Genomic DNA, 15,708 nt, shown 5'->3' with positions numbered 1-15,708 from the left:
CGTGGACACGCTGATCACCGCGGACCGGGTGCTGCCCCGGCCGAACACCCCGCTGGAGCACGGCGCGGTGCTGGTCCGGGACGGCGAGATCGTCGCCGTGGGCCGCCGTGACGAGGTGGCACCGCTGGCGCTGGACCCGGTGACCCGCGACTTCCCCGGCGCGACGGTGCTCGCCGGGCTGTTCAACGTCCACGTCCACCTGTCGTTCGACGCCAGCCGCGAGATGCTGCCGAACTTCCTGGCCGCGGACGAGCCAACCCTGGCCGACGGCGCGCGGGACCGGCTGGAGCAGCTCGTCCGCAGCGGGGTCACGACGGTCCGGGACCTGGGCGGCCGCACCGTTTCGAAGCCCGGCGCCGGACCGCGGCTGCTGGCGTCCGGCCCGCCGCTGACCGTGCCGGAGGGTCACTGCCACTTCTTCGGCGGCGCGGTGTCCGGGGACAGCGAGATCCGCGCGCTGGTCGACGCCAACGCCGCGGCGGGCGCCGACGTGATCAAGGTGATGGCCAGCGGCGGCCAGATCACCGAGGGCGGCGCGGACATGTGGGAGTCGCAGTTCGACGCCGCCGCCTTGCGGGTGATCGTCGAGCAGGCGGCCCGGCACGGCCTGCCGGTGGCCGCGCACGCCCATGGCGCGGACGCGATCGAGGACTGCACGAACGCGGGCGTCGCGACGATCGAGCACTGCACCTTCATGACCGGCCCGGGACAGACGGACCTGCGCCCGGACGTCGCCCGGCGGATGGCCGCGGCGGACATCTCCGCCTGCTCCACCAGCAGCCGGAACTGGCGGATGATGGCCGAGCGGATGGGCGAAGAACGGGCCGCCATCGTCTACGGCCGGCTGCCCTGGCTCGAAGAGCACGGCGTCCGCCTGATCGCGGGCACCGACGCGGGCCTGCCCGGCTCGGTCTTCGACGACCCGGTCGGCGCGCTGGAGCTGTACGAATGGCTCGGCTTCTCGCGCCGCCGGATCCTGGAGATCTCGACGGAAGACAGCGCCAAGGGCCTCGGCCTGGCCGGCGTCACCGGCCGCCTGGAGCCCGGGCTGGCCGCGGACGTGCTGGTCGTCGACGGCGATCCCCTCGCCGAACTCGACGCCCTGCGGCACCCGCTGCTGGTCATGGCCGAGGGCCGCGTCGTCTGAGCCACGTCACAAACCCTTTCGATACGCCGGTGTATTGAGTACGTTGGTGCATCGAAAGGGGCTCACTCATGACCACTCGCGTGCCCCGGCGCCGGACCGAGACCCGGCGACGGCTGCTGGACGCCGCCCTCGAAGTGTTCGCCGAAGAGGGCTTCGGACGGTCCACTGTGGAGCAAGTCTGCGAGCGCGCGGGCTACACCCGCGGCGCGTTCTACTCGAACTTCGCCTCGCTGGACGAGCTGTTCCTGGCCATGTGGGAACAGCGGTCCGCGACGATGATCGACGGGCTGCGCGCGGCGTTCGACGAAGCGGGCGCGGGCGAGGTCACCGACGTGCGCTCGGCCGTCGAGCTGCTGCTGCCGGCCATCCCCGTGGACGACGCCTGGTACCGCGTCAGCGCCGAGTTCACCGCGCACGCCCTGCGCAACCCCGGCCTGCGGCGGAGGATGACGGCACGTGAGGACTCGATCGCCGAGGCGCTGATGCCGTTCCTCGAAGGCCTGCTCACCCGGATCGGACGCACCGTGCCCGACCGCGCCGCGCTGGGCCAGGCCCTGATCGCGGTGCACGACGGCACCACCGTGCAGTGCCTGATGGAACCCGGGGACCCCGTGGTGTGGCAGCGCCGCACCGAACTCGCCGTGCACGTCGTGACGGCCTACAGCGCCGAAAGCCGAGGAGCGTGAAATGACCTTCGAACCGGACGTCATCGTGGTCGGGGCGGGCCTCGCCGGGCTCGTCGCGACGCACGAGCTGGTCAAGGCGGGCCGCCGGGTGCTCGTGCTGGACCAGGAGAACCGCGCCAACCTCGGCGGCCAGGCGTTCTGGTCGCTGGGCGGGCTGATGTTCGTCGACAGCCCCGAGCAGCGCCGGCTCGGCGTGAAGGACTCCTACGAACTCGCGTTGCGCGACTGGCTCGATTCCGCGGGCTTCGACCGCGAGGACGAGGACCACTGGGCGCGGAAGTGGGCCGAGGCGTACGTGCGCTTCGCCGCCACCGAGAAGCGCCAGTACCTGCGTGACCTGGGCCTGCGCGTGACGCCGATGGTCGGCTGGGCCGAGCGCGGCGGCGGCGCGGCGGGCGGGCACGGCAACTCCGTGCCGCGGTTTCACCTGACCTGGGGCACCGGACCCGAGGTGGTGCGGGTGTTCGCCGAGCCGGTGCTCGACGGCGAGCGGCGCGGGCTGGTCCGGTTCGCGTTCCGGCACCAGGTGGACGAGCTGGTCGTCGAGGACGGCGCGGCGGTCGGCGTCCGCGGCACCGTGCTGGTGCCCTCCGAGGAGGAGCGCGGCCACAAGTCGTCACGCGAAAAGGCCGGCGAGTTCGAGCTGCGGGCGAAGGCGGTGCTGGTCAGCTCCGGCGGCATCGGCCACAACCACGAGCTGGTCCGGCGCAACTGGCCGGTCGAGCGGCTGGGCCCGGTGCCCACCACGATGATCCCCGGCGTGCCGGCCCATGTGGACGGTCGCATGATCGCGATCACCGAGACGGCCGGCGCGAACGTGGTGAACCGCGACCGGATGTGGCACTACACCGAGGGCATCCACAACTGGGACCCGATCTGGCCGGACCACGCGATCCGGATCATCCCCGGCCCGTCCTCGCTCTGGTTCGACGCCACCGGGCAACGCCTGCCCGCGCCGAACTTCCCCGGCTTCGACACCAACGGCTCGCTCAAGACGATCCTCGCCACCGGCCACGACTACTCGTGGTTCGTGCTGACGCAGACGATCCTGGAGAAGGAGTTCATGCTCTCGGGCTCCGAGCAGAACCCGGACATCACCGGCAAGGACCTCAGGCAGACGCTGGTCGCGCGCGCAAGCGGCGGCGCGCCGGGCCCGGTCGACGCGTTCAAGCAGCACGGCGTGGACTTCGTTGTCGCACAAGACGTTCCCACGCTGGTCGAGGGGATGAACAAGCTCTCGCGCGGGCCGCGGATCGACGCCGCGGAGCTGGCGCGCCAGATCGTCGCCCGTGACCTGGAGGTCGGGAACCCGTACTCGAAGGACCTGCAGCTGATGGCCGTCGCGAACGCGCGCCGGTTCATCGGCGACCGGGTGGCGCGGGTGGTCAAGCCGCACCGTTTCCTCGACCCCGCGCACGGGCCGTTGATCGCCGTCCGGCTGAACATCCTGACCCGCAAGACCCTCGGCGGCGTCCAGACCACTTTGGACTCCCAAGCGGTGCGCGACGACGGCTCGCCGTTCCCCGGCCTGTACGCCGCGGGTGAGGTCGCGGGCTTCGGCGGCGGTGGCGTCCACGGGTACAACGCGCTGGAGGGCACGTTCCTGGGCGGCTGCATCTTCTCCGGCCGCGCCGCGGGCCGGGCGATGGCGCGAGCCGTGGGATGACGGCGCCGCTGCACGTCCGGGAAGACGGGCCTCCGGACGCGCCGGTTGTGTTGCTGGTACACGGGTTCTGCGGCTCAGTGCGCTCGTACGACCGGCTCGTCCCGCTGCTCGCCGACGACTACCGCGTGGTGCGCGTCGACCTGCGCGGGCACGGCTCGACGGGCGGGCACGCCGGCCTCGACGCGTTCTCCCAGGCCTCAGCGCTGGCGCGGGCGCTGAAGGAACTCGGTTGTTCGGCGGTCACGGCCGTCGGGCACTCCTTCGGCGCCGACGTGGTGCTCGCGCTGGCCGAGCAGACGGGCCTGGTCGAGCGGGTCGTGGTGATCGGGCAGGCGCCGGACTACAGCTACGCGACGTTCCCGCCGGGCCACGGGCTTCTCCCGTGGGTTGGTGGCCCGCTGCGGCTGCTCGCGTCCCTCCCGTGGGTGCGGCGGTTCGGCGCCGACTTCGCCGCGACCAGTCCGGCGATGGACCGGACCGTGCTGGTCGACCGGCGGCACGCGCTCGCGGCCCGGCCGTTGGACGTCCAGCTGCGCGAGCTGGGCCTGCCCGCGCTGGTGATCCTCGGTGCCCGCGACACCTTGTACGACTGCGCGAAAACCGCGGCCCGTTACGCGGCGGTGGGTGCGCGAGTGGAGGTGGTGGCGGGCGCCGGCCATTCCGTGGCCGGCGCCCGACCGGCCGAAGTTGCGCTATTGCTCAGGAAGCTGCTCGCGGACGGTTAGGCCGTAGGGGCCAGCAACGCGGAAACCACGCCCGGCACCTCCGCCAGCGCGACCTGCTGCTGTTCCCGCGTGGCCAGGCCCCGGACGGTCACGGTGCCCGCCGCCCAGTCCTCCTGGCCGACGATGACCACGGCGGCCGCCCCGGCCTTGTCGGCGCGGGTCAGTTCCTTGCCCAGCTTGCGCAGCTCCAGCGGGGTGGACGTGCGCAGGCCCGCGCGCCGCAGCGACGTCGCGACCTCACGCGCCGCATCGGCCAGCTGCTCGTCCACCGGGATCACCACCACGTCGACCTCGCTGCGCGGCGACGGCGTGAGGCCGTGCGTGGCGAGGAAGTCCATCAGCGTCACGTCGCCCATGCCGAAGCCGATGCCGGTGATCTGCTCCTTGGTGAACAGCGAGGCGAGGTCGCTGTACCGGCCGCCGCCGAAGAGGGCGCGGCGGTTCTGCGGCGAGGTGTCGAAGACCTCGAACACGGTGGACGTGTAGTAGGCCAGCCCGCGCACGATCATCGGCTCGAAGCGCACCAGGCTCGCGGCGCTGCTGGAGAGCACCTTCACCAGGTTCGAGTTCTCCTTGACCTCGGCGGGCAGCTCGTCGAGCAGCGCCGGTCCCGCGGCGAGCGTCTCGGTCAGCTTCTCGAACTGCTTGTCCGCGAGCCCGATCTCCGCGGCGCTCGCGGCGAGGTCGTCCGCCGCCGTCTTCTCCCAGCGGTCCACCAGCGCGAACACCTGCGGCAGCTGCTCGGCGGTGACGCCGACGACGTCGGTGAGCGCCGACGAGAGCAGGTTCCGGTCGTTCACGCGCACCGCGAACGTGTCCGGCGACGCGCCGAGCGCACCCATCAGGTCGTGGATCAGCTCGAACATCTCGATCTCGCAGTTCGCGCTGTCCGAGCCGAAGATGTCCGCGTTGATCTGCCAGTGCTCACGGACGCGGCCGCGCTGCGGGCGCTCGTAACGGTGGCAGTTCGGGTGGCTGTACCAGCGCACCGGGAACGAGAGCGACTTCGCGTTGCCCGCGATCATCCGCGCCACCGACGGCGTCATCTCCGGGCGCAGCGCCAGCCGCTCGCCGCCCCGCGTGGTCAGCGTGTACAGCTGCTGGTCGGCGATCTCCTGGCCGGACTTCCGCTCGTAGACCTCGGCCTGCTCCAGGATCGGGCCGTCGTAGCGCAGGAAGCCGTAGCTCTCCAGCACCTCGTAGAGATGGCCGAACACCTGCGTGCGGACGGACATTTCGGCGGGGAGGAAGTCTCGGGTCCCCTTGACAGGCGCGGTCGACAGGTATTCAGGCACGTCACCAAGCTTAACGACCGGGCGCGAACTCTTTCCTCAGGGGAACGCGACGCCGTACGCCGTGATCAGCATCGAGGCCCCCAGCAGCACCGCCCCGGCCGTGGTCACCCGCATTCCGACGCGGCTTTTCAGCATGGCCAGGAAAAACCCGCCGGACTGCGCCAGCACCCCGAACAGCAGCAGCAGGCAGACCACCCACCGCGCGGAGTCGCCGAGCCCGCCGCGGTCCAGCACCTGCAACGCCGCGAGCACCAGCACCAGCAGCACCCCGGCGTGCGCGTGGCCGGCGCGGAACATCCCGCGCTGGGCCTCGGTGAGGTCCCCGCGCCGGAGCACCCCCATCAGCGCGTACCCGCCGTACATCACGGTCGGCAACGAGACCAGGGCGATCACGGTGAACAACTGGACAGGGCCGTGCATGGTGCTCTCCTTCGGCTGCTCCAGGTCGGGCGCCGCAACCATAACACTGTTTTGAAACACTGTCACGAAACCTCGGCCGGACTGCATCGAGTGGTTGGCGGACAGCTCGGAGCGACCCGGGGTCCCGAAGCCGCCCCGGCGCGAGCCCGCGTGTTGCAGCCGTCTTCCCCGGCTCGGCGGCAGTGACGAGCCTCGCCTCGCCGACGTAGCCGAGGCACCACCCGATGGACACGATGGCGGCCGCGGTGGTGAACAGCGCGCCGCCTCGGAGGCCCACCAACCGGTTGCCTGCCTGGCCAACCCAGACGCCGGCGCACCTGCCCGGCGGCAGGAGATGGGCCATTGCATAGTCATGACATGAATAGTAATGTCATGACTATGGGTACGACGAACAAGCGTTCCGCGCTGGGGCTGACGGTGCTCGGCATCCTCGCGGGCGAGCCGATGCACACTTACCGGATCCAGAAGCTGATCAAGGACTACGGCAAGGACCGTGTCGTCAACGTCCGGCAGCGGGCGAGCGTGTACCAGGCGATCGAGCGGTTGCTGAAGCTGGAGCTGATCAGGGTCGAGCGGGTCGAGGGGCACCCGGAACGCACGGTCTACGGCATCACCGACGCCGGGTTGACGACCGCGAAGGCGTGGATCAAGGACATGCTCGCCACGACCGGGAACGAGTTCCCGGAGTTTCCCGTCGGCCTGTCCTTCCTGATGATGCTGACCCCGGAGGAAGCGGCGGAGCAGCTCCAGGCGCGGCTGAGCGCGGTTGACGCGCGGCTCGCCGAGATCGCACCCATGCTCGGCGGTTCGGCCGATCTGGCCCGGATCTTCTTGGTGGAGGAGGAATACGGGCACGCGTTGCTGGTCGCCGAGCAGCGCTGGCTCCGCGCCCTCGTCGCCGATCTGCACACCGGATCCCTTACCTGGTCCGAGGAGTCTTTGCGGCAGGCCGCCGCGGAGTTCAACGCCCGACAGGAGGAACAATCATGAAGACCGCGCCCGTCCTGATAGTCGGTGGTGGCCTCGCCGGCCTCACCAGTTCGCTCTTCCTGGCCAGACAGGGCATCCCGTCGCTACTGGTGGACCGGCACGCGGGTGTGTCGATCCACGGCCGGGCGCGAGGGATCAACCAGCGGACGATGGAGATCTACCGCGCCTACGGAGTCGCCGACGCGATCGAGCGGGCCGGTGCGCCGTTCGACGCCGAATCGGGGGTCGCCCGCTGCACCTCGCTCGCGGGCGAATGGGAATGGCTCTTCGACGCCGAGGAGCCACGGGCCTGGCCCGAGCTGACCGCCGGCGTGTTCTGCATGGCCGACCAGAACACGGTGGAGCCGATCCTGATCGAGGCCGCCCGGACGGCCGGGGCCGAGCATCTGTTCAACACCGAACTGCTCGACTTCGACACCGACGGCGAGGGGGTGCGGGCAACGGTCGAAGACCGCGACACCGGTCATCGTCAGGTCGTGCGGGCGACCTATTTGGTGGCCGCCGACGGCAACCGGAGCCCGATCCGGCAGCGGCTGGGCATCGCTCGTACCGGCGAGATGACGTTCCAGCACTCCATGAACATCGTGTTCCGCGCGAAGCTGTCCGAATTTCTTCCTCGCCGAGCCCTTTTCTGGATGATCGCCAACCCGGACGGGTTCTTCGGCGGTCTGGTCAGCAGCGCCGACCCGAATCGCTGGCAGCTGTCCGTCGGCTACGACCCCGCCACCGAGTCCAGTGCCGACTTCACGCGGGAGCGGTGTGTACGGCTCGTCCACACGGCCGTGGGCAAGGAAATCGACGTCGACATCGAAGGGGTCGCCGCTTGGGAGCAAAGCGTCGGCGTCGCGGAGGGATACCGCGCGGGGCGGGTGTTCCTGGTCGGGGACAGCGCCCACGTGTGGCCGCCCGCGGGTGCGCTCGGCGCGAACACCGGCGTCCAGGACGCGCACAACCTCGCGTGGAAGCTCGCCTCGGTGCTCAAGGACCAGGCCGGCGACGACCTCCTGGACACCTACGATGCCGAACGCCGGCCGCTGGCCGAAACCCTGGCGCCCATGATCGTGGCCCATCAGCGGGCCAGGCACAGTGGCGCGCCCGAACCGGAGGAAATGGACGGGCGCACCCAGGCATTCGGCGGCGGCTACGGTGCCGGTCCCGTGTTCGATTCCGGGTTCGGCCGGCAGGCACGCGTCGGCAGGAGGGCACCGCACCTCTGGCTCGGCGATACCGCCCTGCACGACCTGTGCGTCGGCGATTTCGTCCTGCTCTGCGACAGTCCCGAGTGGATGGAAGCAGCTCGAACGGTGCCAGTACGCGCCCACCGCGCCGAAAACGCCGATGGCTGGTCGCAACACTACGGGCGCGGTGCCGTGCTCATCCGCCCCGATGGCTACATCGCCTGGCGTTCCACCGGGTCCGCCTCGGCCAGCGATCTCACGAACGCCATCGACCACGCACTGCACCCGGCCGACGGTGAGCAGCTCGGGACGCGTTGACCGGAGCCGCTACTGGGCCGCGCGGGTGAAACGCAGGGTGAAGGTCGCGCCCACGCCAGGAGCACCGGCGGCCGCGATGGTGCCGCCGTGGCCGGTGACGACCTCGTGGACCAGGGCGAGGCCAAGGCCGAACCGGCGGCCCTCCCCGTTGGTGCCGTGGGCGAAACGCTCGAAGAGACGCTCCGCGTCACGCTGGGCGAAACCCGTTCCGGTGTCCTGCACGCGCAGTTCCACGTGCCGGTCGTCCGGGTTGGCCAGGCTCACCTCGATCGAGCCGCCCGGCGGGGTGTGGCCGATGGCGTTGTCGAGCAGTGCCGAGAGCACGCGGCGCAACGCCGTGGGCACGCCGGGGACGACGTCGGCCAGCCCCGGGGAACGGTGCACGCAGATCCGGACCCGGCGGTCGCCCGCGCGGACGGCCTCGGCGGCCACCGCCTGCTCCGCCAGCAGGCCCAGCTCCACCGGCTGCAGCGACGGGCGGTCGCACGCCGCCTGCGCCGACAGCAGCAGGTCGTCCACCACCTCGCCCAGCTCGCGGGTGCCGTCGACCAGCGCGTCCAAGTCCTGCGGCGACACCGGGGACGACGCCGAGCCCTGTGCCCGGCGCGCCATGAGCTGCGTCCGCGTGTGCAGGCGCGTCAACGGCGCGCGCAGCTCGTGCGACGCGTCCGCCACGAAGGTCCGCTGCCGCCGCAGCGCCTCGCCCAGCGGCCGGATCGCGCGGCCGGCCAGCAGGTAACCGCTGAGGACGGCCACCAGGAGCACCGCCAGCTCGGCCACGGCCAGCCCCAGCACCAGCTGCTCGCGGTCCGCGATCAGGTAGTACTCGTCCATGAACACCTGCGAAACCTGGCCGCCGCGGTTCACCGTGCGCATCGTGTACGTGCCGCCGCCGAGCGAAAGCTCTTGCGTGACAACGTCGCCGTCGTGCGGCACCGGCGCGGGCGGCGGCACGGCGAACGGCAGCGGCCCGGACGGCGCGTGGCCGGCCGGCGTCACCAGGTAGACGCAGCCCGGCGGCGTCACCGACAGGCCGCGGGCCAGGGTGGTGTTCAGCGTGCGGTCGACCTCGTCGTGCTGCCCGCTCAGCAGCACCCAGTACGAGATCCCGCCCGCCGCCAGCACCACCAGCGTGATCACCACGGCGATCTGGCCCGCGATCGTCCGCCGCGTGCGCCGCAGCACCCGCGCTTCGGGATCGACCACCGCCGTCACTTCACCACCGCCGTCACATGGCCCCGATCTGGTAACCGAGGCCGTGCACGGTTTTCACCACGTTCCGCCCCAGTTTCCGCCGCAGGTAGTAGACATAGGTGTCTACAATAGACTCACCGGTCGAGTCGGCGAACACGTTGGTGCGCAGCGAGGCCCGCGGGTGGATCGCCTTCGGCCGCTGCGCCAGCGTGCGCAGCAGCTCGAACTCGCGCCCGGACAGCGTCACGCGCTCGCCGCGGGCCAGCACCACCTCGTGGCGCAGGAGGTCCAGTGCCGCCGTGCCGAGCGGGATCGACTCGGCGCCGTCGAGGTCGCGGCGGCAGAGCGCCCGCAGCCGCGCCAGCAGCTCGTCGGTCTCGAACGGCTTCACGAGGTAGTCGTCGGCTCCCGCGTCCAGGCCGTTCACGCGGTCGGACAGCTCGCCCAGCGCCGAGAGCACCAGCACCCGCGCCGTGACGGCCTTGCGCCGCAGCCCGGCGAGCACGGCCAGCCCGTCCATCACCGGCAGCCGGCGGTCGATGACGATCACGTCGTAGTGCCCGGTGAGCCCGAGGTGCAGGCCGCGCTGGCCGTCGTGCGCCTGGTCGGTTTCATAGCCCTCTTCGCGGAGCAGGCCGGCGAGCATCCCGGCCAGTTCACGGTCGTCCTCGATCAGGAGCACCCGGGCCGGAGCCTGAGTTTCCACCGCTTCGTACACAGCTCCATACTGGCAGTGAATCTCTAGCTTGAACCCTCAACTTTCGTCGGGAATCGGTCATGATCGGGCCGGTTGCGCCGAACGGAGGAACTCCGGCAGCTCCTGGCCCGCGTACCGGCGCCCGTCGCGGCGGTCCAGCCAGCTCAGGATCGGCGCGGTCATGATCGTGGTGACCAGCGCGACCAGCACCAGCACCGTGAACAGCGAAGGCGACACGATCCCGGCCTGCAATCCGACGTTCAGCGCGATCAGCTGCATCAGCCCGCGCGCGTTCACGAGCACGCCCACGCGTAACGCGATCGGCTGCGGCTCCCCCGCCAATCGCGCGGCGGCCCACGAAGCACCGAGCTTCCCGATCACCGCGACAACGACGACAACCACCGCGTACGCCAGCAGGTTCGGATCCGCCAGCAAAGCGAACCGGGTGTTCAGGCCGGAATAGGTGAAAAACAGGGGCAGGAACACGATCCGCCCGATCGGCATGAGCTTCGCGAGCACGGCGTCGGCCGCCTCGCCCCGCGGGAACGCGATGCCGAGGACAAACGCGCCGAACACCGCGTACAGCCCGATCACGTCGGTGAACCACGCGGCGCCGAACAGGAACACCGCCGTGACGAGAATGCGCTGGTCGGCGCTGACCCGCGGGCTGGCCATCGTCTTCGCCAGCACCCGGCGCACCACCAGCCACACCAGCAGCGCGAACAGCACCCCGCCGCCGACGGCCGTCGCGACCGGCCCGCTCGAGCCCGCGTGCATGCCGAGCACCACGGCGAGCAGAACCCACGCGAGCACGTCGTCGAGCGCGCCGCAGGCCAGCGCCAGCGAGCCGAACCGGGTGCCGCCTAGCCCTCGCTCGGTGATGATCCGGGCGAGCATCGGGAACGCGGTGATGGCGATCGCCACCCCGACGAAAACGGCCGAGACCGCGGGCGACACCCCGGGCTTGAGGATGCCGACCCAGTTCGCGCCCAGCACGCTCACCCCGACGCCCAGCACGAGCGGGACCACCGTGCCCGCCGCCGAAACCGACACGACGGACTTCACCGAGCCCTTGATCGCGCCGACGCGGAACTCGTAGCCCGCGCCGAACATGTAGATCACGAGCCCGATCTGGCCGCCCAGGTACAGCAGCATCCGCACGGTGTCGGGGAACAGCGCGGCCTGCACACCGGGCAGCACGAGCCCGAGTAGCGACGGCCCGAGCAGCACCCCCGAGACCATCTCGCCGACCACCGGCGGCTGCCCGATCTTCACCGCCAGCATGCCGACCAGCCGGCACACCACGAGGATCACGACCACCGCCAGGAAAAACGCGGGCGCCGCCTGGGTCGGGGTCATCACTCGCCTCCGGGGTTCTCACTGCTGAGGGACTCGAAGTACTTGGCGCACAAGCGTTTGTGCCGGGCGTCCAGCACCATGTAGGTGCCGAAGACGAGCTGGGCCAGGCTGCGCCAGACGTCTTCCCAGCGGTCACGGGCGGCGAGGGCGCCCAGCGCCGTGGCCGAAGGGGGACGCGAGCCGCGCGGGGTGAGGATCACCGGGCCGCGGTTGGGGATCGAGCGGGTGTGGGCAGCGCTCGACGCCAGCGAGAACCGGCGCAGGACCTCCCGCGTCACCACCCGCATCGTCACCGGCGCGAGGCCGCGGGCCGGGCAGGCGCGGTTCTGCGCGACCCCGAACGGCAGGAAGTTGACGTCCTTCTTCGCCGGCACCGGCGCGATCGCGGTGCGGGCCGGGAACCCGGCGGCCGGCTGGGGATTCCAGCGCTCCGGGTCGAACTCGTCCGGCCGCTCGAAGCCCGCGTGGTGGAAGTCTGGGTAGCTGAACAGCAGCACGGTACCCGCGTCGATCTTCGTGTGGTCCAGCTCGATGTCGTCGGTGGCGATCCGGTGGGCGATGCCGAACAGCGGGTACGTGCGCAGGCCCTCGTCGATCACGCGGTCCAGGTACTCGTCGTCGTCCGGGTTCGCGACCAGCCGGGCCTGCACGTCCGGGTGCTGCGCGATGATCATCAGCAGGTGCGCCATCGCCTCGGACATCTGCACCACGGCGGTGTTGAAGAAGGTGCCCTGCAGGTAGAACACCTGCTCCTCGGCGGTGAGCCGGGTGGGCATGGGGTGCGGCACGTCGGCCAGGCGACGGCGGAGGTACGCGGTCAGCCGCGCGCGGCGTCGCATGTTCCGCGGCCGCACGCACTTCAGCGCCGACACCACATCGTCAGCGTGTCCGACGATCAGGTCCCGCGCCCGCGGCGGGCAGGGCTCGCCGAACACCAGCTCGTAGTACAGCTCGGCCCAGACCGGCATCATCTCGTCCCGCAGCCGGATCGTCCGGCCCTCGCCGATTTCGATTCGGTCCAGCACGTGCGCGGCGCAGCGGCGGGTCAGCTCTTCGGACTCCGCCTTGGTTTTCACGAGGATGTGGCGGGTGGTCTTGGCGACCTCGTCGTAACGCGGCCCCGCCTCCAGGTGCTCCTGGTGCACCTGCGGACCGGGCGCGAGCCAGTACCAGAACAGGTCCGACAGCGCGGCGCCCTTGCTCCGCCCGCCGGCCGCCGGGTCGGCGTACACGCGCCGGAAGTCCTCGACCCCGACGCGCTCGCCGGGGATCGGCAGCCCTTCTTCGCCGTTGACCAGGGCGAAGATCTTCATCCGCAACGCCACCACCCGGCCCGGCAGCCAGCGGGGCAGCGTCAGGACAAGGCCGGCGAGCAGCACCCGCACCAGGAGCCGGGTCATCGGACGAGGTCCGCGGTCAGCTCGCCCGGGGTTCCCGCCCCGCACAGCGCGAGCGTGTGGTCCAGCTCTTCCCGCAGTCGTGCCAGCACTTCCGCCACTCCTTCCCGGCCCGCCGCGGCGAGGCCCCACAGCACCGGACGGCCGATCCCGACGGCGTTCGCGCCGAGCGCCAGCGCCTTCACCACGTCCGTGCCTCGCCGCACGCCGCCGTCCAGCACCAGCGGGATCACGCCGCCGACGGCCGCGGCCAGCTCCGGCAACGCGTCCAAAGTGGACACCGCCGTGTCCAGCTGGCGGCCGCCGTGGTTCGAGACCACCAACCCGTCGACCCCGGCGGCGACGGCCAGCCGCGCGTCTTCCGGGTGCAGGATTCCCTTGAGCAGCAGGGGAAGCGAGGTCGTCTCACGCAGCCAGGCGAGGTGGTCCCAGGACAGCTCGGCCGACATCTCGATGTCGCGCACCGAACCCGAGCCGTCCCTCATGTTCTCCACTGCCAGCTCCGGCGGCAGATCGTGGAAGCCGTTTCGATGGTCTCGCTCGCGCTGCCCGAACACCGGCGAGTCGACCGTCACCACCAGCGCCCGCACCCCCGCGCGTTCGGCGCGGCGCACCACGGACCCGGTGAACTCGAGGTCCGGCTGCAGGTACAGCTGGAACCACAGCGAGGGGTCGGCCGCGACCGCGCGCGCGGCGGCCGCGATGTCCTCGATCGCCGTGGTCGCGGCCATGCTCACCACCATGACGGTGCCGGCGGCGGCCACCGCCTCGGCCGTGGCGCGCTCGCCGTCCGGGTGCGCCAGCCGGTGGAACGCGGTCGGCGAAACCAAGACCGGCATCGACAACGGCGAGCCGGCGATTTCGACCGCCAGGTCCCGTTTTCCGTTGCCGCGCAAAACCCGCGGCACAAGCGAACGCCGGCCGAACGCCGCCTCGTTCGCGCGCAGGGTCCGCTCGTCGCCTGCCCCGCCCGCGAAGAAGTCGTAGTGCGCCGGTTCGAGCCGCTCGCGCGCCGCGGCTTCGAACTCCGCGATCGTGCGCATGGTCAAGCCAGCTGCTTCGTGAGGAACGCCGTGAGCGCGTCCACGTGCACCTCGCGGTTCCACTCGTTCTCGAGGTTCTCCGTGACGTGGTGGGTCGCGACCAGCTCGCCGCGCCGGTAGTGCTTGACGATGGGGTGCAGGTAGTGGCCCTCGCCGGTGTCGTTGGCGACGTCCTGGCTCGCGCGCTTGACGGTGAAGTCGAACGGGTCCACCTGATCGTGGTCCGGCCCGTAGTCGAGGGTGATCACAAACGCGTTCTCGACGTCCGGCGAGCGCTCGGCCACCCGCGCCACCGGCACCTCCTCGTAGTACCGCGCCTGCCCGCGTTCGAGCGCCAGCACGTCGGCCAGGAAGCCGAACTGCTGGTACAGCGCGGAACTGCGGTTGATCCGGGTGATCACGGCGTCGACCAGGTCGCCGATGTCGGTCTTCAGCACCGTGTGCGGCCACTCGGTGCCGTGGTAGCGCTCCTCGAGGATCTTCGACAGCGCGCGCACGCCGTAGCGGAAGCCGTGGATGAACGCGCTGGTCGCCTTCTTGAAGTCGCGGACCTGCGTGATCGTGCCGGCGAAGTACAGCCCGGGCACGTTCACCGACTCCCAGGACGAGGTCTGCGCCGGGAACCGGTCGTTGATGGTCAGCTCCGGGCGGCAGTCCTCGTCGAAGATCGAGGCGTCGAACCGGAAGCCGGTGCAGGCGATCACCCGGTCGTAACGCAGCTCCTTGATCACCTCGTCGGCCCGGAAGAAGGCGAACTTCACGTGGTAGCCGTCTTCGCGCTTGGTGATCTCGCGGACGTCGCCGTCGAGGATCGCGTGCTGCAGCTTGAGCTGGTACATGTCCAGCACGCCGGCGTTGTACGCGCGCAGGTGGCCGACGAAGTGCGTGCGCCAGGCGAGCTTCACCGGACGCGGGCCTGCGACGTGCAGCACGGCGGCGTGCGCGTTGAGGCTGTCGGCGGTCTCGAACGCCGAGTTTCCCTTGCCCAGCACCAGTACCCGCTGATTGGTGAACTGCGCCGGGTCGGTGTCGAAGTCGGCGTACTGGTCGACCAGCTCCATGCCCGGGACGTCCGGCACGTACGGCTTGGTCACGCCCGTGGCCATGATCAGCCGCCGGGCGGTGAACGCGGTGCCGTCCTCGGCCGTGGCCACGAAGTTCCCGTCGGCGCGGCTGATGCGGCCCACTCGGGTGTCGTAGCGGATGGCGATCTCGTGCTTGGCCGCGTAGTCGGCGGCGTAGCGCAGCAGCACCTCGGCGGGCGGGAACATTTCGGCGCTGTAGTCGGTGAACAGCAGCGGATCGGGGTCGTCCGCGGCCAGCATCGAGTTCCAGTCCATCCGGAGGTTCAGCTCCGGGTCGCTCCAGCCGGTGTGCTTCTTGTTGACCGAGATCAGCGTGCGGTGCCGCGGGAAGGTGCGGAAGAACGTCGCCGGCCCCGAGCCCGCTTCGAGGACCAGGTAGCTGTGCCCCGCCCGGTCGAGCTGCTGGCCGAGCTGCAGGCCCGCGAGCCCCGCGCCGACCACCAGATAGTCCAGAACGTCCTCCGCCACGTAAGCCTCCTGCGTCCGATCCCGGTCACCCGATCGGCGT

General features: G+C 70.9%; 14 protein-coding genes. 6 read left to right on the top strand and 8 right to left on the bottom strand.

All coding sequences use genetic code 11. From position 1 onward, the window contains the following. Position 1 precedes the first annotated feature (1 nt). The 4 genes from BMY97_RS32115 to BMY97_RS32100 all read left to right on the top strand — a co-directional run bounded on the left by BMY97_RS32115 (position 2) and on the right by BMY97_RS32100 (position 4,224). Positions 2-1,147 (top strand): amidohydrolase family protein, encoded by a 1,146-nt coding sequence (locus BMY97_RS32115; RefSeq protein ID WP_091624190.1) that lies wholly within the window; start codon positions 2-4, stop codon positions 1,145-1,147. A 68-nt stretch (positions 1,148-1,215) separates the two neighbouring features. After that, complete coding sequence (locus tag BMY97_RS32110; RefSeq protein WP_091624186.1) at positions 1,216-1,833, top strand: TetR/AcrR family transcriptional regulator; 618 nt, start codon at positions 1,216-1,218, stop codon at positions 1,831-1,833. 1 nt (position 1,834) lies between these two features. After that, complete coding sequence (locus BMY97_RS32105; protein ID WP_091624184.1) at positions 1,835-3,499, top strand: FAD-binding dehydrogenase; 1,665 nt, start codon at positions 1,835-1,837, stop codon at positions 3,497-3,499. Continuing rightward, positions 3,496-4,224, top strand: coding sequence for an alpha/beta fold hydrolase (locus BMY97_RS32100; RefSeq protein ID WP_091624181.1), 729 nt, complete (start codon positions 3,496-3,498; stop codon positions 4,222-4,224). The genes BMY97_RS32105 and BMY97_RS32100 overlap by 4 nt, the downstream gene beginning before the upstream one ends. Here the strand turns inward: BMY97_RS32100 and hisS are convergent. Together hisS and BMY97_RS32090 are read right to left on the bottom strand one after the other, a co-directional pair. Beyond that, a complete protein-coding gene (gene hisS, locus BMY97_RS32095; RefSeq protein ID WP_091624179.1) occupies positions 4,221-5,519 on the bottom strand; it encodes a histidine--tRNA ligase in 1,299 nt (432 codons plus the stop codon). The genes BMY97_RS32100 and hisS overlap by 4 nt on opposite strands. 36 nt (positions 5,520-5,555) lie before the next feature. Continuing rightward, positions 5,556-5,939 carry a hypothetical protein gene (locus BMY97_RS32090; protein WP_091624357.1) on the bottom strand — a complete coding sequence of 128 codons (384 nt, stop codon included), beginning with the start codon at positions 5,937-5,939 and terminating at the stop codon, positions 5,556-5,558. Between the two features lie 378 nt (positions 5,940-6,317). Between BMY97_RS32090 and BMY97_RS32085 the strand changes: the two genes are divergently transcribed. Continuing rightward, positions 6,318-6,929: a PadR family transcriptional regulator gene (locus tag BMY97_RS32085; protein ID WP_091624177.1), complete on the top strand. Its 612-nt coding sequence runs from the start codon at positions 6,318-6,320 to the stop codon at positions 6,927-6,929. Beyond that, entirely contained in the window at positions 6,926-8,425 is a 1,500-nt protein-coding gene (locus BMY97_RS32080; RefSeq protein WP_091624174.1) for an FAD-dependent monooxygenase, read from the top strand. Before BMY97_RS32085 ends, BMY97_RS32080 begins: the two co-directional genes overlap by 4 nt. A gap of 9 nt (positions 8,426-8,434) precedes the next feature. On the opposite strand, the gene BMY97_RS32075 is transcribed toward BMY97_RS32080, so the two are convergent. The 6 genes from BMY97_RS32075 to BMY97_RS32050 all read right to left on the bottom strand — a co-directional run bounded on the left by BMY97_RS32075 (position 8,435) and on the right by BMY97_RS32050 (position 15,668). Further along, a complete protein-coding gene (locus BMY97_RS32075) occupies positions 8,435-9,640 on the bottom strand; it encodes a sensor histidine kinase (RefSeq protein WP_091624171.1) in 1,206 nt (401 codons plus the stop codon). A gap of 13 nt (positions 9,641-9,653) precedes the next feature. Beyond that, positions 9,654-10,301: a response regulator transcription factor gene (locus tag BMY97_RS32070; RefSeq protein ID WP_091624354.1), complete on the bottom strand. Its 648-nt coding sequence runs from the start codon at positions 10,299-10,301 to the stop codon at positions 9,654-9,656. A gap of 93 nt (positions 10,302-10,394) precedes the next feature. Then, the gene (locus BMY97_RS32065) at positions 10,395-11,675 is read right to left on the bottom strand and encodes a cation:proton antiporter (RefSeq protein ID WP_091624168.1); all 1,281 of its coding nucleotides are present in this window, start codon (positions 11,673-11,675) and stop codon (positions 10,395-10,397) included. Next, positions 11,675-13,075 carry a cytochrome P450 gene (locus BMY97_RS32060; protein WP_091624166.1) on the bottom strand — a complete coding sequence of 467 codons (1,401 nt, stop codon included), beginning with the start codon at positions 13,073-13,075 and terminating at the stop codon, positions 11,675-11,677. The genes BMY97_RS32065 and BMY97_RS32060 overlap by 1 nt, the downstream gene beginning before the upstream one ends. Then, entirely contained in the window at positions 13,072-14,115 is a 1,044-nt protein-coding gene (locus BMY97_RS32055) for an alpha-hydroxy acid oxidase (protein WP_091624163.1), read from the bottom strand. Before BMY97_RS32055 ends, BMY97_RS32060 begins: the two co-directional genes overlap by 4 nt. Before the next feature lie 2 nt (positions 14,116-14,117). Further along, positions 14,118-15,668: an NAD(P)-binding domain-containing protein gene (locus BMY97_RS32050; RefSeq protein ID WP_091624161.1), complete on the bottom strand. Its 1,551-nt coding sequence runs from the start codon at positions 15,666-15,668 to the stop codon at positions 14,118-14,120. Positions 15,669-15,708: the final 40 nt, after the last annotated feature.

This window comes from Amycolatopsis saalfeldensis (genome assembly GCF_900110575.1).
Taxonomy (GTDB): Bacteria; Actinomycetota; Actinomycetes; order Mycobacteriales; family Pseudonocardiaceae; genus Amycolatopsis; species Amycolatopsis saalfeldensis.
This window is presented reverse-complemented; position numbering and strand designations above follow the sequence as displayed.

Coding starts and splice junctions, on each gene's coding strand:
- BMY97_RS32110 (WP_091624186.1), top strand. CDS start 1,216: ATGACCACTCGCGTGCCCCGGCGCCGGACCGAGACCCGGCGACGGCTG.
- BMY97_RS32105 (WP_091624184.1), top strand. CDS start 1,835: ATGACCTTCGAACCGGACGTCATCGTGGTCGGGGCGGGCCTCGCCGGG.
- BMY97_RS32100 (WP_091624181.1), top strand. CDS start 3,496: ATGACGGCGCCGCTGCACGTCCGGGAAGACGGGCCTCCGGACGCGCCG.
- BMY97_RS32090 (WP_091624357.1), bottom strand. CDS start 5,939: ATGCACGGCCCTGTCCAGTTGTTCACCGTGATCGCCCTGGTCTCGTTG.
- BMY97_RS32085 (WP_091624177.1), top strand. CDS start 6,318: ATGGGTACGACGAACAAGCGTTCCGCGCTGGGGCTGACGGTGCTCGGC.
- BMY97_RS32080 (WP_091624174.1), top strand. CDS start 6,926: ATGAAGACCGCGCCCGTCCTGATAGTCGGTGGTGGCCTCGCCGGCCTC.
- BMY97_RS32065 (WP_091624168.1), bottom strand. CDS start 11,675: ATGACCCCGACCCAGGCGGCGCCCGCGTTTTTCCTGGCGGTGGTCGTG.
- BMY97_RS32060 (WP_091624166.1), bottom strand. CDS start 13,075: ATGACCCGGCTCCTGGTGCGGGTGCTGCTCGCCGGCCTTGTCCTGACG.
- BMY97_RS32055 (WP_091624163.1), bottom strand. CDS start 14,115: ATGCGCACGATCGCGGAGTTCGAAGCCGCGGCGCGCGAGCGGCTCGAA.